The sequence below is a fragment of the Priestia sp. JNUCC 25 genome, assembly GCF_053667915.1.
On record NZ_CM132211.1, the window covers coordinates 413,195 to 435,248 of the forward strand.

Genomic DNA, 22,054 nt, shown 5'->3' on the forward strand with positions numbered 1-22,054 from the left:
ATGATAATAATGACAAAATAACTCTTCTAGAGACATAAGTTCTCTAACAAAGTTTAACCGTTCCTTCTTACTCTTTTATTATAGCTAATAAATACTTCACTGTGAATGCCTAGCAAGGACAAATTTCTGAATTTTACAATTTAAAAAGCATGTTCAAACATTTTGCTGCATAGATTGTATTAATCTTGTTCACTAGCACCATAACTAGTAGGGGAGGTCCTTTAATGGATATATTAAAGAAAGTTGAAAGATACCGCGAAGAAGAGAATCGTCTTAAGTGGGAAGGGACATTTGAAGAGTACCTAAAGCTGATTAAAGATGAGCCTTTAATTGCTCAGCCTGCACACTCTAGAGTATACAACATGATAAAGGATGCAGGAATTGAAGAGGTAAATGGTAAAAGACATTATAAATTTTTCAGTGGACAAATGTTTGGACTTGAAGATTCGCTAGAACGCTTGGTGGAAGAATATTTTCATCCCGCTGCAAAGCGTTTAGATGTTCGTAAACGTATTTTACTTTTAATGGGTCCAGTAAGTGGTGGTAAATCGACGCTAGTGACCATGTTAAAAAGAGGGCTTGAAGCTTATTCGCTTACTGATCGAGGAGCTGTTTACGCTATTAAAGGATGCCCAATGCATGAAGATCCGCTGCATTTAATTCCACATCATTTACGTAAAGACTTCTTTGAAGAGTATGGTATCCGAATCGAAGGAAACTTATCTCCTTTAAATACAATGCGATTAGAGGAAGAGTATGGCGGCAGAATTGAAGACGTCATTATCGAACGCATTTTCTTCTCAGAGGACAAACGAACTGGAATTGGAACGTTCAGTCCTTCTGATCCGAAATCTCAAGACATTGCCGACCTAACAGGAAGCATTGACTTTTCAACAATTGCAGAGTATGGATCTGAGTCAGATCCGCGTGCTTACCGCTTTGACGGAGAGCTTAATAAAGCAAACCGGGGAATGATGGAGTTCCAGGAGATGTTAAAATGTGATGAGAAATTTTTATGGCATTTACTCTCTTTAACCCAAGAAGGAAACTTTAAAGCAGGAAGATTTGCTTTAATTAGTGCAGATGAATTAATCGTAGCGCATACAAATGAAACAGAGTATCGCTCGTTTATTTCCAATAAGAAAAATGAAGCTTTGCATTCACGAATTATTGTAATGCCTGTTCCATATAACTTAAAAGTGAGTGATGAGGAAAAAATTTATGACAAAATGATTCGTGAAAGTGACGTATCAGATGTTCATATTGCCCCTCATACGTTACGTATTGCGTCTATCTTTACTACATTAACGAGATTAAAAGAGCCTAAAAAAGGCGATATCGATTTATTAAAGAAAATGCGCCTATACGACGGTCAATCTGTAGAAGGCTATAACGATGCAGACGTAGAAGAGTTACAAAAAGAGTATACGGATGAAGGAATGAGTGGTATTGATCCTCGTTATGTCATTAATCGCATTTCATCTACCATCATTCGAAAAGATATTAAATCAATCAATGCATTAGATGTACTGCGTTCATTGAAAGAAGGGTTAGCACAGCATGCGTCTATTTCTGCTGAGGATCGAGAGCGTTACCTGAATTATATTTCTCTGGCGCGTAAAGAATATGATGAAATTGCTAAAAAAGAAGTGCAAAAAGCGTTCGTTTATTCGTATGAAGAGTCCGCTAAAACATTAATGGATAATTATTTAGATAATGTCGAAGCATACTGCAACAAAAATAAGCTTCGTGATCCGCTAACAGGAGAAGAGTTAAATCCAGATGATAAATTAATGCGTTCAATTGAAGAACAAATTGGTATTTCAGAAAATGCAAAAAAAGCATTCCGCGAAGAAATCTTAATTCGTATTTCGGCTTATGCACGTAAAGGAAAACGATTTGATTATAATTCCCATGAGCGCTTACGCGAAGCGATTCAGAAAAAATTGTTTGCGGATTTAAAAGACGTAGTGAAAATTACAACGTCCACTAAAACACCAGATGAGCAGCAGCTGAAGAAAGTAAATGAAGTAGTGGCTCGATTGATTGATGAGCATGGATACAATTCAGTATCTGCTAATGAACTGCTGCGCTATGTAGGAAGTTTGTTAAATCGATAACTCAGTACTAACAAGAAAACATGGCACTTCCGATCTGTGCCATGTTTTTCTTATCTCTTAAAATAAACTCTGCATAATTAGGCTAATGTGTAGTACGCATTGCACTTAACCATCATATGATAAGTCATAAACATATACATGACACTAGACACTATAAAATGAATAGTTAATAGTGAAAGAATTAGTTAGCAAGTATACCATTCTTGCGCATAGGATAAGAGTAACCAACCTTTGAACTAAAGGTATTTGTCAGAAACTTTCGGTATAGCTTATGCATGCCGAGTAAAAACGTGCAAGTGTTTTTTTAATAAGGAGGGGAATAGCGTGGGAAAAGAAGTAGATAAAAGTTTTGCTGTCTCAAAAGAAGACTGGTCCCTCCATCGTAAAGGCCACGATGATCAAAAAAGACATCAAGAAAAAATTAAAGAAGCAATTAAAAATAATTTACCGGATTTAATTACAGAAGAAAATATCGTGATGTCCAATGGAAGAGAAGTTGTTAAAATTCCGATCAAATCATTGGATGAATATCGAATTCGGTACAATTATGATAAAAACAAACATGTGGGTCAAGGTGATGGAGACAGTAAAGTTGGGGATGTAGTAGCACGTGATGGATCTGCTGGAGATGGTCAAAAAGGAGCAGGGAAAGGTCAAGGAGCAGGTGACCAGGCTGGAGAAGACTACTTTGAAGCAGAAGTGTCTCTTATGGAGCTTCAAGAGGCTTTATTTGCTCAATTAGAACTGCCTAATCTTCAGCGAAAAGAATCTGATCAAATTGTTGTGGAACACATTGAATTTAATGATATACGACGTACAGGTTTGATGGGGAATATTGATAAAAAACGAACGATGATGAGCGCTTATAAGCGAAATGCAATGACAGGAAAGGCTGCTTTTCATCCTATTTATCCGGAGGATTTAAAATTCAAAACGTGGAATGAAGTTATAAAGCCAGAATCGAAAGCAGTCGTCTTAGCTATGATGGATACGAGCGGTTCGATGGGCATATGGGAAAAGTATATGGCAAGAAGCTTTTTCTTTTGGATGACACGCTTTTTACGTACGAAATATGAAACAGTGGAAATTGAATTTATTGCGCATCATACAGAGGCAAAAGTAGTATCAGAAGAAGACTTTTTCTCCAAAGGAGAAAGCGGAGGAACCATCTGTTCATCTGCTTACCGAAAAGCGCTTGAATTAATTAACCAAAAGTATGATCCGAGCCGCTATAATATTTACCCGTTTCATTTTTCAGATGGCGATAACTTAACTTCAGATAACGCAAGGTGTGTAAAGTTAGTAAATGAATTAATGAAAGTGTCAAATATGTTTGGATATGGGGAAGTGAATCAGTACAATCGACATTCCACTTTAATGTCTGCTTACAAAAATATTCAAGACGAAAGTTTTAGACACTTTATTTTAAAACAAAAATCAGACGTTTTTCACGCGATGAAAAGCTTTTTTAGAAAAGAAACAGAAGACCAGAAATATGCTTAACCTAAAAGGCCTAGACTTGTTATCTAGGTCTTTTTTATGCGGTTTATTCAGCGCTTCTTTGGAGATAGTAAAAGTACGACTTTATCCAAAAGGAGAATAAGTGAATGAACGAAAATATAAAGAGCGAAATGCAAAAACATCAACAAAATCAGCGGTTGAACGCAGCTGAGTTAGGTTACTTATGGGCGCAATATTTAGGTGATACGCTGTATGTATGTGTTCTTGGGTATTTTCTAACTGTTGTAAAAGATGCCGAGATTAAGGAGCTCTTAAAAAAAGCCCATCAGATTTCACAAATTCATGTAGACGAATTGACGGAATTATTCAGTTTAGAAAAAATTCCAATACCAGTAGGTTTTGGAGAACAAGATGTGAACAAAGGAGTTCCTGCTTTATTTGATGATATTTTTATGGCTATTTATGTAAATGAAATGGCAATTGGAGGTATGAAGAAATATGCCAGAGCCCTAAGCGCAGTGAGAAGGCAAGATATTTATGATCACCTGTCTCGATGTGTAAAAGAAAGCGACAGTCTTTTAGAGGATTCTAACCACGTTATTTTAAGAAAAAGCATGCTGATGAGACCTCCGGTTATTCCTTATCCGGTAAAAGTGAATTTTGTGGACCAGAAAACGTTTATATCACCATTTTTCTCTCAAATGCATCCTCTAACTTCTTTGGAGATCACGGCTATTCAAGAAATTGTTAATACAAATGTATTAGGTAAAACGCTGATGCTGGCATTTAGTCAAGTAGCTACCACACAAAAATTACGCTCTTATTTTTTTGATGGAGTTAAACTTGCGAGTAAGCAAATCAAGCAATTCACTGAGTTATTGTCTGAAGCTGACCTACCAAGTCCGCGTCTGCTTGATGCATATGTAACCAACTCAACGATTTCACCGTTTTCAGATAAACTGATGATGTATCATACTTCCACAGCGGTGACAATTGCTATTGATAACTGCGGCGCTGGCTTATCTATGTCGTTCCGTTCGGATGTCGCAGTAGAATTTTCTCAGCTAATCGGGCGTATAGGGAAGTATGGAAAAGATGGAATTCGGATTATGATTGAGCAAGGTTGGATGGAAGAACCTCCAATGGCAACAGACCGTAAGAAGTTGGCGGAGAAATAATAAGGAGTATGTTGTAGATTATCATTAATTTTGCGGTACTGAAACATATATAGCTAAGCGAAAATAGATTGCTCTAGACCCACTTGAATGAGCAGTGATAAGATAAAAAAGCTGATTTTTCAAGAAGTAAGTCGAGGTGTGCAAATGAACAACAGTATAAGGGAGTCCATTGCCAAAAAAGTAGCATGGATTAGCGTATGGAGCAATATTGCCCTTACGCTAGGAAAAGTAATAGTAGGATGGATTGGAAATAGTGATGCTGTATTTGCTGATGGTATTCACTCTGCAGCGGACGTATTTGCCTCTATTATTGTCTTGTTGGTTATACGAGTAGCAAATAAACCAGCAGATGATGACCATCCATATGGACATGGAAAAGCAGAAGTGATTGTCTCAGGAATCGTAGGAATTATTTTATTGCTTGTATCATTTTATGTGGTATTTGAAGGAGTCGTTGGTTTATTCCATCCGGTTGAATCTCCAAATATTTTAGCCATGTGGATTGCTGTTATTTCATACATAGCAAAGGTATTGTTGTACCGTTATTCTTTGAACGTAGCGAAGCAGCACCACAGTAAGGCAATTGAGGCAATTGCATTTGATCATAAAGCAGATATTGTTGCTTCTATCGCAGCGGCAATTGGTGTTTTATTATCGATTATTGGTGATAAAATGGACGTTCAACTGCTGTTATACGGAGATAAAATAGCAAGTATCTTTGTTGCTTATTTAATTTTTAACATTGCCAGACAAATGATGGGAGAGTCTTTTCAAATCTTAATGGAAGGCAATATTGACGAAGAGCTACTGAAAGAACTTGAAGAAAGCATTTATGAATTTGAAGATGTGAAGCGGATTGATCGAGTTCGAGCAAGAGAGCATGGCCATTACATATTAGTTGATATACGTATTTCGATTGATCACTTTAAAACAATTAAGGAAGGTCATGATCTGGGACGAGAAATCAAAGCAACACTTATGAAAAAGCATGATAATATTCAGGAAGTATTAATCCATTTGAATCCTTATTATCCAGATTAAATAAGAAGCAGCGAAGTGTTATCTCGCTGCTTCTTATTATTTATAGATGTAGAAATTAATGAAATGAGTAGAATAAAATGATGAGGATTTTTATTTATAAAGAATCAAGTTTAATAAAATTGTATAAAGGGAATTGTATTTATTTATTGATGTGATAGGATAAAAAAGCATGTAAATGAATTCACTACGAATGAAAGCAGTAGACGGGTACATATAGATAATAATAAATGGTTTTGGGAGTCAAAGAAGGTGATGTTGAAGTGAATGTAAGCATCAGGTCAATCGTTAAAAAAGTCATGTTCATTCTATTTATTGCGTATACGGCAGTGGTCATTTATGCTACTCTCATACGGGAAAACGAACATGTTTACGGAAAAGCAATGAACTTGGATTTATTTAGCACGATCCGTCTGATGTGGGACAGCGGGAATATAATGCTCACTCTGACAAATATACTGGGGAATATCGTGATGTTTGCGCCGCTTGGAATGTTTATCCCTTTGTTTATGAAGTGGTTTGACGGTTTTATTCAAGTGTTTACGACAGGTTTCTTAATCAGTTTTCTGATTGAAATTTTACAGTACAAGCTAACGGAACGAGTATTTGATATTGATGATATCTTTTTGAATACGTTAGGTACATTTATAGGCTGGGTTATTATTAAAATACTATATTGGATTAAGAACATGCTGAAAGCACGTTTCAAAAAAAGATGAAATTGAGAGACGTAACGAAATTAATCCAATCTAAAGACGAACAAATGGGATTAAGGAGCTAGTATGGATAGCTTGTTACATCGCGGTTGATTTCCGTACAAGACTTCGCTTTCCGCGGGCGGTGAGTCTCCTCGTCGCTTACGCTCCTGCGAGGTCTCACTTATTCTGCTTTTCCCTCAGGAGTCTTCGCCTTGCCTTCCAATCAACCGCTAGAAATAACTACATGCATGAAATCTACGTTCACCTTACCAATGAAAAAATCCGAGCGAGCTGGATTCTTAATCAAGAATTCAACTCGTTCGGATTTTTCTTCAACTAAAATACTTTTGGCTCAGCCTCTGCTTGTTGTTGATAGAAACACTTAATGCAGCGTCTTACGGAAGAATGTGAGGATTCAACGATAATGTGCTGACAATTTTGCTGAACAAATAATAACTTTCTTTCAAGCTGCTTAATTTGTTCTTTAAGCTGTTCTACTTCATTATTGATAGATATTTGAACCACTGTTAACAAACTCTTTAGCTTTTTCTTTCATTCCTTCTTTTCTTACTTCGTGTACATCTTTTTCATTTTCTTGAGCCATGTTACGAATATCTTGAGAAATACGCATCGAACAGAATTTAGGTCCACACATTGAACAGAAATGGGCTGTTTTAGCACCTTCAGCGGGAAGTGTTTCATCGTGATATTCTTTTGCGCGCTCTGGATCTAGTGACAGGTTAAATTGATCATTCCATCTAAACTCAAATCTTGCTTTAGACAGCGCGTTATCGCGTTTTTGTGCTCCTGGATGGCCTTTTGCTAGGTCAGCGGCATGCGCAGCAATTTTATAGGTGATAACGCCTTCTCGAACGTCTTCTTTATTCGGAAGTCCTAAATGTTCTTTTGGCGTTACGTAGCAAAGCATAGCTGTCCCAAACCAGCCAATCATTGCAGCCCCAATACCTGATGTAATATGGTCATAGCCTGGAGCGATGTCGGTTGTAAGCGGTCCAAGAGTATAGAAGGGAGCTTCCTGGCATATTTCCATTTGTTTATCTACGTTTTCTTTGATGAGGTGCATAGGAACATGTCCAGGGCCTTCAATCATAACTTGAACATCGTGTTTCCAAGCAATTTTAGTTAATTCACCAAGCGTTTCTAATTCACCGAACTGTGCCTCATCATTAGCATCTGCAATGGAACCAGGACGTAGCCCATCGCCAAGCGAAATAGAAATATCGTATGCTTTACAGATTTCACAGATTTCTTCAAAGCGAATATATAAAAAGTTCTCTTCATGATGAGCTAAACACCACTGCGCCAAGATGGATCCTCCGCGTGAAACAATACCTGTCGTACGTTTGGCTGTCAGAGGAATATAGCGTAAAAGAACACCTGCGTGAATAGTAAAGTAATCAACACCTTGTTCTGCTTGTTCAATTAATGTATCGCGATATGCTTCCCACGTTAGATCTTCTGCTACGCCTTTTACTTTTTCAAGCGCTTGGTAAATAGGAACGGTCCCTACAGGAACAGGCGAGTTGCGGATAATCCATTCGCGCGTTGTGTGGATATCCTTTCCTGTTGATAAATCCATAATCGTATCGGCTCCCCAACGCGTTGCCCATGTCATTTTTTCTACTTCATCTTCAATAGCTGAACGAATAGCTGAATTTCCGATATTAGCATTGATTTTCACGTGGAATTTGCGGCCGATAATCATCGGTTCGCTCTCAGGGTGATTGATATTATTAGGGATAATGGCACGCCCTCTTGCTACTTCTTCACGCACGACTTCAGGATCCATCTGTTCACGAATAGCGATAAATTCCATTTCGGGTGTGATGATTCCTTTTTTCGCATAGTGCATTTGCGTTACATTTTGATTTTTTTTCGCGCGCAACGGTAAACGATTAGTGATAAAGCGCTCGTACTGATCTCTTGGATCACCATCATAATACCCGTTATCCTGTGGCTGAACCGTACGGCCTTGATATGTTTCTACATCATTTCGTTCTGCAATCCACTTTTCGCGCAGAGCCGGTAATCCTTTTTGTAAATTAATTTCATAACAGGGATCTGTATAAACACCGCTCGTGTCGTATACACGTACGGGACTATTTTCTTCTTCACCAAAAGATCCTGTAGTAGGAGACTGATGAATTTCACGCATAGGCACTTTAAGGTCTTCTCTGGATCCTTGGACATATACTTTGTGACTGTTTGGAAAAGGCTTTTTCATAGAAACTGATACATTTTGTTTTGACATTACATATTCCTCCGGTTTCGCATAAAGTGTAGCTATACCGAACCATAAAAAAATCGGGTTCTGTGATAGACAGAACCCGATGGAATAGGCGAAAAAAGAATAAACATATACTATTCTTTTCAAGACTACTTCCCTCCGCTGGTATAACCCAAATCAGGTTCAAAGGGTTAAAGAGTTTTATTGCACTCTTCTCTCAGTCTGAGCTATCAGACACCCCTAGTAGAAATAACATTCAAATTATTCAATTTACGGCTTAAGTTTACCATCATTCGGTAAAAAATCAACCCTTAAATAAAAAAAGCTAGACAATTAACGTTGTCTAGCAGCATCGATTGCAATCACAATAGCTGTAATAATATGCATGATAAACCCTAAAAATGGAATCCAAGCAACCAGTGAGGTAACAATCCCTAGTATGTTTCCATAAGCAGATAAACCTCGTCTATTAGCTAAAATGAGCGTGATAGCATGAAGAATAAATCCAATAAAAAGAGGAGTATAACTAAAGCCCATAACAATCCCCGCGCCAATTAAAGGAATTCCCAGCAAGGCTTCATACCCAGCAGTGACCCATTTCATTGTACGTACATTTCCATTCATAGTAAAAAGCCTCCTAAAAAAGATACTACTATATACGAGAAAAGAGAGAAAAAAGTTTCAAATTACTTAGGGGATATGTCGTATAAGCAAGCACTAGTTGATTAAAATGATAGATAACAGTAAAGGAGATGGAAAAAACATAATGATTTAGTCATATTTTCACACTAAAGAAAAATAGTCTAGATGATTCATTTTTAGCTAAGGGCCCGGAATTTATACCGAACATAGTGACTAATTTCTAAAAAAAATAAAAGCTGATATCGTGTTTTTTGGTTATAGCATGTAAGGTTTTTATTACAAATTATTAAAGATTCTTATCTTTTTGCAAATACACATTGTATTTCATAGTTTTAACAATTATGATAAAAAAGCAAGTGTCAAAATAGGAAAATAGTTGAGCATGTAAAACGAAGCGATAAGCTTATTAATTTGAAAGAAAGGCAAGGTACATAGCTTTATGTGGGAAATTATTGTAGCAATCATTTTAGGGATTGTAGAAGGTTTAACAGAGTTTGCTCCTGTTTCGTCAACTGGGCATATGATTATTGTGGATGACCTGTGGTTAAATTCAAAAGAATTATTTTCATCTCCAGTAGCTAATACATTTAAAATTGTTATTCAGCTAGGGTCGATCTTAGCAGTAGTTGTTATTTTTAAAGATCGTTTTATTAATTTATTAGGATTAGGAAAAAAACCAGCTGCTCCAATTGGACCGACAAATCGCTTGAATTTAATGCAGGTAATTGTTGGTCTGTTACCCGCAGGAGTGTTAGGACTTTTGTTTGATGATTACATTGATGAACATTTGTTTTCTTTAAATACGGTGCTAATTGGCTTAGTGGTCGGAGCTGTATTAATGATTCTAGCAGATTTGTTTGGACCTAAACGTCCGCGTGTAGAGACGGTGGACCAAATGTCTTATGGACAAGCACTGGGTATAGGACTGTTTCAATGTATTGCTCTTTGGCCAGGTTTTTCTCGTTCAGGCTCAACGATTTCAGGAGGGGTTCTTCTTGGAATGAGCCATAAGGCAGCCGCAGATTTTACATTTATTATGGCAGTGCCAATCATGGCAGGAGCAAGTGGACTTTCATTGGTTAAAAACTGGCAGTATTTCACATCAGATGCACTACCGTTTTTTATTGCTGGTTTTATCAGCGCCTTTATTTTTGCGCTGGTATCTATTCGCTTTTTCCTGAAATTAATTAATCGTATCAAATTAGTACCATTTGCACTATATCGAATTGTTTTAGCGGCTATTCTATATTTTGTATTTTTATAAAATAAACACGCGTGTTCTTTAGTCCCTTAAACTTCTAATAGAGACTCAAAGAGCAAGAAAAAGCTATTGCAATGTTGCAATAGCTTTTTTGCATAAATATATATTATCGCCTTTTGAAAGCGTTTTACAAACATGGGTATTGACAAAACGTGTCGAAAAATAGTAAATTAATATTTGTGCAGTATAAAGTTAAGTAAAAGTAAGACTTCTGTTTAGTTTTATTGACTGTAAAAAACGTATGACAACGTATAGATCGTTTTAATTTTATAAAAACTGAATAATAAGCTTAATCGTATAGAGCGGGGGAATCATTATCGGCAGTAAAGCTGCCTTGGGGTGAATCCTTACAAAAGGTAGGAAACTCTCAATTCCGAATCCGACAGTTAACCCCGTTTGCTTTATTGAGAGAAAGAGCCCAAAATAGCGTAAGTAAAAGGCTGTTCTTTCTTAAGAATAGTCTTTTTTTGTTTTTTCAGAAAAGTATATACAAATGTCATACATCTTTGGGGAGGTACATCTATGAAAAAAATTCGTTTTGGTTTGGCTACGCAGATTTTTACCGGTTTAATCCTTGGTGTTCTTGTAGGGGTAATTTGGTTTAACGATCCGCGTGTAGTAACATACCTACAGCCGCTAGGAGACCTATTTTTAAGATTAATTAAGATGATTGTTATTCCAATTGTTATCTCAAGCTTAGTCGTTGGAGTTGCAGGAGCGGGGAGCGGTAAACAGGTCGGAAAGCTCGGCGTTAAAACCATTCTCTATTTTGAAATTATTACGACTTTTGCAATTGTAATCGGTGTATTGGTTGCTAATATTTTTCATCCTGGGCAAGGTGTAGACATTCATTCAGCACAGAAGAGTGATATTTCACAATACGTTGAAACATCCGAACAGCAAGAAGGAAAGTCAGTGGCTGAAACTTTCTTACACATTGTTCCAACAAACTTTTTCCAGTCAATTGTTGAAGGAGACATGCTAGCAATTATCTTCTTTACAGTGTTATTTGCACTTGGAGTAGCGGCAATTGGGGAAAGAGGAAAGCCAGTTGTACAATTCTTCGACGGCGTTTCTCACGCAATGTTTCACGTGGTAAACCTTGTAATGAAAGTGGCTCCAATTGGTGTATTTGCTTTAATTGGTGTAACAGTTTCAAAATTCGGCTTAGATTCACTCCTTTCATTAGGAAAGCTTGTTATCTTAGTTTACTTAGCGTTAATTTTCTTCCTACTTGTTGTATTGGGAGGAATTGCGAAATGGGCAGGAATTAACATCTTCCACTTATTCCGCTATATGAAAGATGAACTGTTGTTAGCATACAGTACATCTAGTTCTGAGACAGTTCTTCCGCGTATCATGGAAAAACTTGAAAAGATGGGCTGTCCAAAAGCTATCGTATCGTTCGTTGTACCAATTGGTTATACATTTAACCTAGATGGTTCCGTTCTTTATCAAGCGATTGCAGCGTTATTCTTAGCGCAGGTGTATGGTATTGATTTAACGATCGTTCAACAGCTGACGCTCATTCTTGTATTGATGGTTACATCTAAAGGAATGGCTGCAGTGCCAGGAACATCATTTGTTGTATTACTAGCTACTCTTGGAACAATCGGTGTTCCCGCAGAAGGATTAGCCTTCATTGCTGGAGTAGACAGAATCATGGATATGGCACGTACGGTTGTTAACTTAGTAGGAAACACACTAGCCGCAATTGTAATGTCTAAATCAGAAGGCAAATTTGACCCTAAAAAAGGTACAGAGGTCATGAAAGCCGGCTAATTTATAAATTAAAAAGCTACTTATTCTATTCAAAAAATTAGAATAAGTAGCTTTTTTCATAATAATTCCTTTATTATTATGGGAATTGACCCTATAATATGTAACATCAGGTATAAAAATATCCAAATTTTATTCTTATATAAAGCAGTCACTGGTTCCTTTCTTTATCAGTAAATATAGAGATAGCTTAGCTAGTAGGGGGATAGTAGAGTATGTGGAAAAAGCGAATATGGGTCATCGCCTCGATAGTAATCGTATGTTTGTTAATCCCTTACAGTTTACCGATTGTGTTTGCTTTATTAACAGCATTAGCACTTGAGGGTATTGTTCAGAAATTGCATCAATCTTTTAAAATGAAGAGAGTCTATGCAGTGCTTATGACCTTCATTTTATATGTTGTTTCGCTCATACTTATTGGATTTTTTATTGTTCGGACAATCGTTACGCAAGTGGTTGCTCTTTCAAAAATAGCGCCTTCCTTTGTAAAAGAAATCTATGAAACCGCGATTTATCCAACTATTATTAAGTGGAAATACTATTCAAACGCTCTTCCTACAGAAGTGATTTCTTCTATCGAGCGCACGCTTGAAAAGACCGTAAATTCATTAGATTCTCTATTAAAGAGTACCGTAGAAATCATCATTAGCTTTGCCGCTACTGTTCCTGGGTTTCTATTAGAGTTTCTTATTTATTTAGTAGCGCTTGTATTTATCAGCCTTGAGCTGCCTGCTATTAAAAATAAAATTAAGTCATTTTTAACAGAAGAAACGAAATATAAGCTACAAGTTGTCATCACTCAGCTTATCCAAGCGGGGGTTGGTTTTATTAAGGCACAAATTATCTTAAGTGTCATGACGTTTGTAATGGCTTATGTAGGGCTTTGGCTATTAGATGTTCCGTATACCGCGCTGCTTAGTTTATTAATTGTAATTGTCGATATCTTACCAATCCTTGGGACAGGATCGGTGCTCGTTCCATGGGGAATTTTTGCTCTTACGCAAGGGCATGACTCATTAGCAATCGGCTTATTTATTCTATTTGGAGTCATTACGGTAGTAAGACGTGTAGTAGAACCGAAAGTATTTTCTACAAATATGGGTATTTCGCCTTTGGCTGCACTAGTTAGTTTGTACATTGGATTTAAACTTTTAGGCTTTGTCGGATTATTTTTAGGACCGGCTTTAGTTATTTTATACGATGCTCTTCGTAAAGTAGGTATTATTCAAATTAACTTTAAACTATAAAAGCGCTGGATAAAATTAGCGCTTTTTTTTATTGAAACTTTTGTAGTACGTAATACGTAAAGAGGGAAAGGAAAAAACTATGCCGCGTTGGTTTTTATCTATCAATCGGCTAAATTATAGTTTTGCAGTCTTAGATTTAATGACATGAGGAGGAGAATTTTTGTTAGAGTCGGTTTTACTTTCTTTAATTGAAGCGCTAAAACAGCTCTCTTATTTTGGCGTAATTTTAGCATTAACGTTTGAATTTGTCCCGGCAGAGCTTGTTTTACCTTTAGTAGGGTATTGGGTGTATCAAGGTGATATGAACTTGTATCTGGCTATCCTTGCAGGTACAGTAGGCGGTGTTTGTGGACCGTTGACTCTTTATGCACTGGGACGTTACGGTGGACGACCGCTGGTTTTAAAATATGGAAAATACTTTTTGGTGAAAGAAAAAGAAATTGACGCCGCTGATCGCTTTTTTAATAAGTATGGCAGCGGGGTTGCTTTTTTTGGACGCTTTATTCCAGGAGTGCGCACGGCTATCTCTTTTCCGTGCGGGATGGCAAAAATGAATGTATGGCTGTTTTCTATTTACACATTTGTTGCGATGCTTCCAGTAACGGCTATTTACGTATATTTAGGATATAAGTTAGGACCTAAGTGGAAAGAGGTGGGGCCGATTGTGTCTCAATATATGCAGCCTATTGGAATCGGAATTGTTGTTTTAATTGGATTGTTTTTTATCATTAAATATGTGCGGAATAAACAAGTAGGGCAGAGCTGATAAATCGAGGAAAAGAGTGAGGATATGTCAGAGCATGAGCAGTTAAGAGTAGAGTTACGAAAAATTGAAAAGTGGGAGAAAGACCAAAAAGGACTTTTTTTCTGGGAGCGGCTGGCTCGCTTGCCTTTTTCAGCTTTAGATAAAGTAACGCCAAAGTTCATTCATCAAAAAATAGAAAAATTATTAGATGAAATTGCTAAGTATGTTGATAATGGAGGCCAGTATTTAGCTAATACGTCTGCCACGCTAGAGAAAGCATCAGCTCAATTACAAGAAAAGAAGCAGCTTTCAATAGAGGATATTCAGCATTTATCTCTGCAAGAAATGGATGGATTGGCGGAGTATTTTATTGAAGTCCGAAAAAAGAATGCACAGCTGCAAGGAGCTACAACCGGGGTAGGGGGGATTTTTACACTGGCGATTGATATTCCTTTTGTATTGGGACTTACACTTAAGACACTGCAAGAAGTGGCTGTTTCTTATGGTTACGATCCCACTGAGCAAGAGGAACGCATTTTCATGGTCAAATGCATGCAGTTTTCATCCTCTGATATTGTAGGAAAGCGTGCGATTTTAGAAGAATTAGCAAGCGGCAATCGAACGCAGAGCTTGCAGCAGCTGCAAGGGTGGAGAGAAGTGTTTCTAACCTACAGGGACAACTTGGGATGGAAAAAGCTGTTTCAAATGATTCCTATAGCAGGAATGGTATTTGGAGCGTATATTAACAAACAAGCGATTAGCGATATAGGGGAAGTTGGGATGATGCTTTACCGTAAAAGACGCATTTTGGAAAAGGTCTCACAATCTTAAAAATAAAAAGAGACTGGTACGAAAGTATTTTAGTTGAAGAAAGATCCGAACGAGTTTGATTCTTGGTTGAGAATCAAATACGTTCGGATTTTTTCATTGGTATAGTAAATGTAGCTTTCATATGTTTAGTTGCTTCTAGCTGTTGATTGGAGGGCAAGGCGAAGGCTCCTGCGGAAAAAGCGGAACAGATGAGACCCCGCAGGAGCGCAAGCGACGAGGAGGCTCAACGGCCGCCCGCGGAAAGCGAAGCCTTGCACGGAAATCAACAGTGGTGTAACGAGTGATTCATACTAGATCGTTTACCTTTTTGTTCGTGTTTAGATGGGATTGATTTGCTTATATCTGAATTACTTTTTTTCGACATTATTTCTGGGGAAATATGTCGAGGTGTGTTAAGTCTAGTTCCTTAATCAAAATGAAAAGTAGGAATGGTAATAGTATTTTTTCGTCTGGCAATCAGTAAATAAATAATTCCGATTACACTCCATACAATACCGATAAATAAGGATGTTTTTTCTAAGTTAAGCCACATAAAAAATAAAAATAAACTGCCGAGTAAAGGCATAAGTACATATGAAATATATCCACTGAGAGATCGTTTGTTTTGATGAATAAAATAATGGATAAAAACCGCTATGTTCACTGAACTGAACGCAATTAAAGCACCAAAATTAATTAAAGAGGTAGCTTTTTCAAGAGACAGACCTAGTGAAATTAAGGAGAGGCCACCAATAATCACCACGTTCCAAACAGGTGTCTTTGTTTTAGGGTGAATATAGCCAAAAATTCTCCGAGGCAGATAACCATCTTTCCCAATTGCATAGAGAAGTCTTGATGCACTCATATGCGAGACAAGTCCAGAAGCAATAGTTGAAGTCAAGGCCGCTGCTACAAAAATAGATTGAAAAAGCTGACCGCCAATTTTATAAGCAATTTCCGCTGATGCACCTTCTAAATCATGAAACAAAGAGGCTGAAGGGAAAAGAAGCTGAGCAAAGTAAGAAACTGTGATAAATAAGGCGCCTCCCGTACATGCAATAATGAGAATACCTTTAGGAATGGTTTTCTCAGGCTTAAGTGTTTCTTCGGCCATGGTAGTTACAGCATCAAATCCTAAAAAAGAAAAGCATAAAATAGCTGCTCCGTTTAATAACAGAGATATAGAGGCCGATTCACTTATAAACGGTTTAAATGATAGCTCTTGGCCTTGAGTTGTAGCACTTAAAATAATAAAGATAATAGCGACTAAAATTTGAAAAGCAACTAATAGCGTACCAAAAGAAACGGTTAAATGAACGCTAAAAATATTCATTATGGTCATGATGACAACAAAGCTGATAATCCATACGGCCTTTGGAACACCTGGAAACAGAGAGCTTAGGTAAATATTTGTCAAAAGTGCATTGATCATTGGCAGAAATAGATAATCAAGAAGAGCCGTCCATCCTACCAAAAAACCAATGCTTGGATTCAGTACTTGCTGTGCATATGTATAAGAGGAACCAGCTCCCGGAAAAGCTTTTACCATTTTTCCGTAACTAATGGCTGTAAATAAAATAGCAATCAACGTGAATGCATAAGCGCCTGAAACATGTCCACCTGTTGATTCAGTTACAATGCCAAATGTATCAAAAACGGCCATAGGTGCCATGTAGCTTAAGCCTATCACGACGATATGCCATAATTTTAGTTGTTTAAGAAGAGAAGGTTCATGATTCATATTTGTCATCCTTTCTATGTATAATCATTCTGCATTATTTATTATTATACTATATTATTAGGTTTGTCATCTTTTTTTAAAAAAGAAGAGAAAATTGCGCGCTAAGAGATAAAGAGCGTTTAATTGATTGCTAGATAAAGCAAAAAAATGCTTTTTTTCACTTTGATTTTTACCATTGAGTCTAGAAAGTATTTTACATAAAATGAAAGAAAGTAAAAAAGCTTCGTTTAGGGTGATCTACTTGTAATAAATACAAAAACAAATTTTTGAATGCGGTTACATCTTTGTCGGTATACAAAGTTAAGAATGATGGTAAAGGAGATGAAGGAAGTGATTGCTACACCCTATATAAACTTGGAGATAAACAAGGAACCAGGTGTGCATGTCGTATTGGATGAAACAAAAAAAGATGGTGTTTATTTTATTAAATTAACGGTCAAGTCGGTTAAAAAAAGAATTCTTCCAAAAATGAAATTAAAATGGAGCGTTCCGTTGTTAGATATCCAACTATATAAATCTTTACAAACTAGTAAGGGTGATGTGAGTGCCTCTTTTGTTCATTGTTTTATGAATAAGAATGGTTCTAACCGCTACACCATTGCATGTTCAGACATACGTCATCCTATTCTGTGTGCCCCCAATTGGAAAGAAATGTGTCTAGATGTAGAAATGACTTTATTTAGTGAAAGCACTTGGTCTCTTCATAGCTATGAAACTGAACTGCGAGTAGACACAAGAATGGTTGAAACAGAAGAGTTATTCAAAGATTTAGCGAAATGGTATGAGAGAAAAGAGATTAATCTAGCATCTGCTTTTGAGCATGCAACGGCAATAGATGAAAAAGGAAATGTCTCGTTAGATATTCGATGGTAAGGAGAGAGATAAAGTGGGAATCTTATTTAATGAACGTACAAAGGAATTTCACCTGCAGGGACGCGATGTAAGTTATATCTTTTCAGTGTTGAGAAACGGGCAGCTCGGTCACTTGTACTATGGAAAAAAGCTTAAGCACCGTTCATCTTTTCAGCATTTTTTACGTGTAGAAACAAGAGGAGCTAGCGCTTCGGTATATGAAGGAGAACTAGCATTTTCTCTTGAAACAATCAAACAAGAGTATCCTTCTTATGGAACAACAGACTTCAGAGAGCCAGCCTATCAACTTCTTCAGCAAAACGGAAGCCGAATCACAAATTTTGAATACGATAACCATAAAATTTACAAAGGCAAGAAGCCATTAAACGGCTTACCTGCTACATATGTAGAAGAAGAGAGTGAAGCCACAAGTGTAGAAGTTGAACTGATTGATAAATTGCTCAATGCATCACTTATTTTAACGTATACCGTTTACGAAGACCGAAATATTATTACGCGTCACGCACGATTTGAGCATAGAGGGGAAGAAGCAGTCGATATTTTGCGTATCATGAGCGGCAGCATTGATTTGCCTACATCAAATTATGAGATGGTTCAGCTTTCCGGTGCGTGGATTCGAGAAAGACACGTGAAAACACGAATGCTTCAGCCTGGTATTCAAAGTATTTCTAGTGTGAGAGGTACAAGCAGCAGTCAGCAAAACCCATTTTTGATTTTAAAGAACCCAGATGCAACTGAACACAGTGGAGAAGCGTATGGTTTTAGTCTTGTATACAGCGGAAACTTTCTTGGACAAGTGGAAGTAGATCATTACAATGTATCAAGAATAACGATGGGCATTCATCCTTTTGATTTTCAGTGGCGACTAGAAAGTGGACAAACTTTTCAATCACCAGAACTAGTACTGGCTTATTCAAATAGCGGGCTAAACGGCCTTAGCCAAGAGTATCACGAGCTTTATCGCAAGCGTCTTGCTAGAGGAAAATGGCGGGATTTGGAGCGGCCAGTTTTAATTAATAACTGGGAAGCGACGTATTTTGATTTTAACGAAGAGAAAATTGTACATATTGCCAAAGAAGCGCAAAAGCTAGGCGTTGAACTTTTTGTATTGGATGACGGCTGGTTCGGTAAACGTAACGATGATACAACTTCTCTTGGAGATTGGTTTGTAGATGAAAATAAGCTTCCGGGCGGTATGAAGTCATTGGCTCAAAAAGTAACGGATTTAGGTATGGACTTTGGGTTATGGTTTGAACCTGAAATGATTTCAAAGCAAAGCAACTTGTATGAAAAGCATCCAGATTGGTTGATTCATGTGCCAAATCGTCATCAGTCTCATGGACGAAATCAATATGTACTTGATTTTTCACGAGAAGAAGTAGTGAATTATATCTATGAACGAATGGAAGCTATTTTAAGTGAAGCGCCTATCTCTTATATAAAATGGGATATGAATCGAAATATAACGGAGGTTGGATCTGTTGGGCTGCCCGCGAACCGTCAGTTTGAAGTAGTACATCGCTATATTTTAGGTGTGTATGATTTGTATGAGCGACTAACAAGGAAGTTTCCGGATATTTTATTTGAATCATGTGCAAGCGGGGGCGCTAGATTTGATCCGGGAATGCTTTATTATGCTCCTCAAGCTTGGACGAGCGATAACACGGACGCGATTGAACGTCTAAAAATTCAGTACGGCACGTCTTTTGCCTATCCAATCAGTTCAATGGGGGCACACGTATCAGCCGTACCAAATCATCAAGTACGCAGAGTAACAAGTCTAGAAACAAGAGGAGACGTTGCGTATTTTGGCGCATTTGGTTATGAGTTAGATGTTACGCTGATGACAGAAGATGAAAAAGAAACCGTAAAACAACAAATTCAGTATTATAAAAAACACCGATCTCTTATTCAAAATGGCATATTCTATCGTTTAAAAAGTCCGTTTGAACAAGATGGAAATGTGACGAGCTGGATGGTTGTTTCATCCGATCAAAAACAGGCAATCATCGGTTATTATCAAGTATTAGCTAGACCAAATCCTTCTTACGAACGCATTGAGCTAAAAGGGCTTCAACCTGATTATGAATATACAGTGATGGAAACAGATCAAACAGCTTATGGAGATGAGCTCATGTACGCAGGTATTGCTCTAACTCATGAGTATTCGGGTGTTGAAGCATACGATGAAAAATCTGGAGACTTTGTATCGGTTATTTACACACTGCAAGCGCAATAAGCAAAAAGCCACTTCTATATCATAGAAGTGGCTTTTTGAGTTAACTATTATTTATACAGTGTTGACATAAAAGGAGAAGTAATGGTAACTTTTAGTTATAATTGTTAACTTTATATTTTTTTAGTTTACTAAAGTGGAGGGGAATCGATGGAAACCACAAGTTTAAGAGATTGGAAAGCACTTGCTCAGTCTATTATTAAAGGGAAAGAAATTACATATAACGAAGCGCTTCAACTTCTTCATGTACCGGATGAAGAAGTGTTAGAGGTCATGAATGCCGCGTACTTAATTCGTCATCATCATTATGGAAAAAAAGTAAAGCTTAATATGATTATTAATACTAAATCAGGTTTATGTCCAGAAGACTGTGGATATTGTTCGCAGTCGATTGTATCAGAAGCGCCGATTGATAAGTATGCGTGGTTAACAAAAGAGAAAATTGTAGAAGGTGCTTTTGAAGCTCAAAAAAGAAAAGCAGGTACATATTGTATCGTGGCGTCAGGCCGCCGGCCTACTGATAAAGAAGTAGCGCACGTAGTGGGAGCGGTAAAAGAAATCCGTCAAAAGACAGACTTGAAAATCTGTGCCTGTCTAGGGTTTTTAACAGATAATCAAGCACACGAACTAGTCGAGGCGGGTGTTCATCGCTATAATCATAATTTAAATACTCACGCTGATAACTATGACAATATTTGTTCTACGCATGGCTATGAAGATCGAGTTGATACGGTTACTACATCTAAAAAAGCAGGTTTGTCACCTTGTTCCGGTGCGATTTTTGGAATGGGCGAGACAAATGAACAAGCCGTTGAATTAGCTTTTCAAATTAAAAAGTTAGATGCAGATTCTATTCCATGCAACTTTCTTGTTGCCGTTCCAGGAACGCCTCTAGAAGACAAAAAGGCGTTAAAGCCAATGCAATGCTTAAAGCTGTTAGCGATGATGCGTTTTGTAAATCCAACCAAAGAAATTCGAATTTCAGGAGGCAGAGAAGTCAACCTCAGATCACTTCAGCCGCTTGGTTTGTTTGCTGCAAACTCAATTTTTGTAGGTGATTATTTAACGACTCAAGGTCAAGAACCTACAGCTGACTGGGGTTTAATTGAAGATTTAGGATTTGAAATTGAAGAATGTGCACTGTAAAGCCGTTGAGAAATCAACGGTTTTTTGATTTTTAGGCAATTTACAGGAACTAAACGGTTTTTTTACAAAACTCAACAGCTTCTTTATATTTCCTTCATAAATAACCATTATTATAAAACATGTGAACGATAAGTGAATAGTGACTAAGGTTATGAAATTGAGAAACCACAAAAAACAATAGGTCTATATCAACATCCTATGTGTTTTTTGTGGTTTTTTTATAAATGAAAGGAATGCATCGTTTTGAATAAGGAAGCCGATTTCTTACAACAGCTTGGGCAAGACCGTTTAATTGCATCCATTAAAAGTCCGAAAAATTTAGAGCAATTTTTAGAAACAGAGATTCAGGCCGCTTTTTTATTAACGGGCAACATTAGTGTAATTAAACGCTACGTAGATTTACTCAAACAGCATAATCGAATGGTTTTCTTACACATTGAAAAAATTCCGGGAATTAGCTATGACCGGGAAGGGCTTAAATTTCTTGCTAAGTTTGTAAAGCCTACAGGTATCGTAACCACTAAAAGTTCACTCATTAATTACGCAAAGCAGGAAGGTCTGGTTGCTATTCAGCGGCTGTTTTTAGTGGATACAGACGCAGTAGCACAAGGGTTAAAAACCGTTCAAGATATTAAACCGGATGCATTAGAACTAATGCCAGGATTAATTCCGGAGATGATAGAGAAAATCGTTAAAAAAACAAGTATCCCTATTATTACAGGTGGACTCATTCAAAATGAAAGCCATATCCAAGCTGCTTTAAAAGCTGGGGCTACGGCAATTTCTACAGGGAAATCATGGCTGTGGAAAAAATAAGAATGAGAGAGAAAG

19 protein-coding genes and 2 riboswitches are annotated in these 22,054 nt (G+C 37.2%); of the genes, 15 read left to right on the top strand and 4 right to left on the bottom strand.

Features of this window, described 5'->3' with window-relative positions:
• The first annotated feature begins 224 nt into the window (after positions 1–224).
• The 5 genes from JNUCC25_RS02265 (at position 225) to JNUCC25_RS02285 (ending at position 6,516) form a co-directional block, all read left to right on the top strand.
• Entirely contained in the window at positions 225–2,120 is a 1,896-nt protein-coding gene (locus tag JNUCC25_RS02265) for a PrkA family serine protein kinase (RefSeq protein WP_013055179.1), read from the top strand.
• Between the two features lie 324 nt (positions 2,121–2,444).
• Entirely contained in the window at positions 2,445–3,623 is a 1,179-nt protein-coding gene (gene yhbH, locus JNUCC25_RS02270; RefSeq protein ID WP_013055180.1) for a sporulation protein YhbH, read from the top strand.
• A 104-nt stretch (positions 3,624–3,727) separates the two neighbouring features.
• Positions 3,728–4,759 carry a DUF3231 family protein gene (locus JNUCC25_RS02275; RefSeq protein ID WP_029325273.1) on the top strand — a complete coding sequence of 344 codons (1,032 nt, stop codon included), beginning with the start codon at positions 3,728–3,730 and terminating at the stop codon, positions 4,757–4,759.
• A 144-nt stretch (positions 4,760–4,903) separates the two neighbouring features.
• Positions 4,904–5,800, top strand: a complete 897-nt coding sequence (locus JNUCC25_RS02280) for a cation diffusion facilitator family transporter (RefSeq protein ID WP_029325274.1) — start codon at positions 4,904–4,906, stop codon at positions 5,798–5,800.
• A 260-nt stretch (positions 5,801–6,060) separates the two neighbouring features.
• Positions 6,061–6,516: a VanZ family protein gene (locus tag JNUCC25_RS02285; protein WP_223269067.1), complete on the top strand. Its 456-nt coding sequence runs from the start codon at positions 6,061–6,063 to the stop codon at positions 6,514–6,516.
• Positions 6,517–6,831: 315 nt separating this feature from the next.
• On the opposite strand, the gene JNUCC25_RS02290 is transcribed toward JNUCC25_RS02285, so the two are convergent.
• From JNUCC25_RS02290 to JNUCC25_RS02300, 3 genes are all read right to left on the bottom strand, one after another.
• On the bottom strand, positions 6,832–7,020 hold the full coding sequence (locus tag JNUCC25_RS02290; RefSeq protein ID WP_029325275.1) for a hypothetical protein: 189 nt from the start codon (positions 7,018–7,020) through the stop codon (positions 6,832–6,834).
• Positions 6,998–8,767 (bottom strand): phosphomethylpyrimidine synthase ThiC, encoded by a 1,770-nt coding sequence (gene thiC / locus JNUCC25_RS02295; RefSeq protein ID WP_454222713.1) that lies wholly within the window; start codon positions 8,765–8,767, stop codon positions 6,998–7,000. Before thiC ends, JNUCC25_RS02290 begins: the two co-directional genes overlap by 23 nt.
• Positions 8,768–8,880: 113 nt before the next feature.
• Positions 8,881–8,995, bottom strand: a riboswitch (TPP riboswitch).
• A gap of 81 nt (positions 8,996–9,076) precedes the next feature.
• Entirely contained in the window at positions 9,077–9,367 is a 291-nt protein-coding gene (locus JNUCC25_RS02300; protein ID WP_013055185.1) for a hypothetical protein, read from the bottom strand.
• A gap of 457 nt (positions 9,368–9,824) precedes the next feature.
• On the opposite strand from JNUCC25_RS02300, the gene JNUCC25_RS02305 reads away from it, so the two are divergent.
• From JNUCC25_RS02305 to JNUCC25_RS02330, 6 genes are all read left to right on the top strand, one after another.
• On the top strand, positions 9,825–10,649 hold the full coding sequence (locus tag JNUCC25_RS02305; protein ID WP_013055186.1) for an undecaprenyl-diphosphate phosphatase: 825 nt from the start codon (positions 9,825–9,827) through the stop codon (positions 10,647–10,649).
• A 273-nt stretch (positions 10,650–10,922) separates the two neighbouring features.
• Positions 10,923–11,062, top strand: a riboswitch (cyclic di-AMP (ydaO/yuaA leader).
• Between the two features lie 106 nt (positions 11,063–11,168).
• On the top strand, positions 11,169–12,428 hold the full coding sequence (locus JNUCC25_RS02310) for a cation:dicarboxylate symporter family transporter (protein ID WP_029325277.1): 1,260 nt from the start codon (positions 11,169–11,171) through the stop codon (positions 12,426–12,428).
• A gap of 212 nt (positions 12,429–12,640) precedes the next feature.
• Positions 12,641–13,672, top strand: coding sequence for a sporulation integral membrane protein YtvI (ytvI, locus tag JNUCC25_RS02315; protein ID WP_013055188.1), 1,032 nt, complete (start codon positions 12,641–12,643; stop codon positions 13,670–13,672).
• A 160-nt stretch (positions 13,673–13,832) separates the two neighbouring features.
• A complete protein-coding gene (locus JNUCC25_RS02320; protein ID WP_029325278.1) occupies positions 13,833–14,438 on the top strand; it encodes a DedA family protein in 606 nt (201 codons plus the stop codon).
• A 24-nt stretch (positions 14,439–14,462) separates the two neighbouring features.
• Positions 14,463–15,248 (top strand): EcsC family protein, encoded by a 786-nt coding sequence (locus JNUCC25_RS02325; RefSeq protein WP_013055190.1) that lies wholly within the window; start codon positions 14,463–14,465, stop codon positions 15,246–15,248.
• Positions 15,249–15,390: 142 nt separating this feature from the next.
• Entirely contained in the window at positions 15,391–15,525 is a 135-nt protein-coding gene (locus tag JNUCC25_RS02330; RefSeq protein ID WP_258198311.1) for a hypothetical protein, read from the top strand.
• Between the two features lie 129 nt (positions 15,526–15,654).
• On the opposite strand, the gene JNUCC25_RS02335 is transcribed toward JNUCC25_RS02330, so the two are convergent.
• On the bottom strand, positions 15,655–16,968 hold the full coding sequence (locus tag JNUCC25_RS02335) for an APC family permease (RefSeq protein ID WP_029325279.1): 1,314 nt from the start codon (positions 16,966–16,968) through the stop codon (positions 15,655–15,657).
• A 321-nt stretch (positions 16,969–17,289) separates the two neighbouring features.
• Between JNUCC25_RS02335 and JNUCC25_RS02340 the strand changes: the two genes are divergently transcribed.
• The 4 genes from JNUCC25_RS02340 (at position 17,290) to JNUCC25_RS02355 (ending at position 22,039) form a co-directional block, all read left to right on the top strand.
• Positions 17,290–17,841 carry a hypothetical protein gene (locus JNUCC25_RS02340; RefSeq protein ID WP_244659799.1) on the top strand — a complete coding sequence of 184 codons (552 nt, stop codon included), beginning with the start codon at positions 17,290–17,292 and terminating at the stop codon, positions 17,839–17,841.
• A 13-nt stretch (positions 17,842–17,854) separates the two neighbouring features.
• Positions 17,855–20,080, top strand: a complete 2,226-nt coding sequence (locus tag JNUCC25_RS02345) for an alpha-galactosidase (protein WP_029325281.1) — start codon at positions 17,855–17,857, stop codon at positions 20,078–20,080.
• Between the two features lie 147 nt (positions 20,081–20,227).
• Complete coding sequence (gene bioB / locus JNUCC25_RS02350) at positions 20,228–21,223, top strand: biotin synthase BioB (protein ID WP_029325282.1); 996 nt, start codon at positions 20,228–20,230, stop codon at positions 21,221–21,223.
• Positions 21,224–21,466: 243 nt separating this feature from the next.
• A complete protein-coding gene (locus tag JNUCC25_RS02355) occupies positions 21,467–22,039 on the top strand; it encodes a glycerol-3-phosphate responsive antiterminator (protein ID WP_035439542.1) in 573 nt (190 codons plus the stop codon).
• The last annotated feature ends 15 nt before the right edge of the window (positions 22,040–22,054 follow it).

Excerpts from the sequence above, each read along its gene's own strand:
- JNUCC25_RS02325 (WP_013055190.1), top strand. The coding sequence starts at position 14,463 with ATGTCAGAGCATGAGCAGTTAAGAGTAGAGTTACGAAAAATTGAAAAG.
- JNUCC25_RS02310 (WP_029325277.1), top strand. The coding sequence starts at position 11,169 with ATGAAAAAAATTCGTTTTGGTTTGGCTACGCAGATTTTTACCGGTTTA.
- JNUCC25_RS02275 (WP_029325273.1), top strand. The coding sequence starts at position 3,728 with ATGAACGAAAATATAAAGAGCGAAATGCAAAAACATCAACAAAATCAG.
- thiC (WP_454222713.1), bottom strand. The coding sequence starts at position 8,767 with ATGTCAAAACAAAATGTATCAGTTTCTATGAAAAAGCCTTTTCCAAAC.
- JNUCC25_RS02265 (WP_013055179.1), top strand. The coding sequence starts at position 225 with ATGGATATATTAAAGAAAGTTGAAAGATACCGCGAAGAAGAGAATCGT.
- JNUCC25_RS02340 (WP_244659799.1), top strand. The coding sequence starts at position 17,290 with ATGAAGGAAGTGATTGCTACACCCTATATAAACTTGGAGATAAACAAG.
- bioB (WP_029325282.1), top strand. The coding sequence starts at position 20,228 with ATGGAAACCACAAGTTTAAGAGATTGGAAAGCACTTGCTCAGTCTATT.
- JNUCC25_RS02335 (WP_029325279.1), bottom strand. The coding sequence starts at position 16,968 with ATGAATCATGAACCTTCTCTTCTTAAACAACTAAAATTATGGCATATC.
- JNUCC25_RS02280 (WP_029325274.1), top strand. The coding sequence starts at position 4,904 with ATGAACAACAGTATAAGGGAGTCCATTGCCAAAAAAGTAGCATGGATT.
- JNUCC25_RS02300 (WP_013055185.1), bottom strand. The coding sequence starts at position 9,367 with ATGAATGGAAATGTACGTACAATGAAATGGGTCACTGCTGGGTATGAA.
- ytvI (WP_013055188.1), top strand. The coding sequence starts at position 12,641 with ATGTGGAAAAAGCGAATATGGGTCATCGCCTCGATAGTAATCGTATGT.
- JNUCC25_RS02305 (WP_013055186.1), top strand. The coding sequence starts at position 9,825 with ATGTGGGAAATTATTGTAGCAATCATTTTAGGGATTGTAGAAGGTTTA.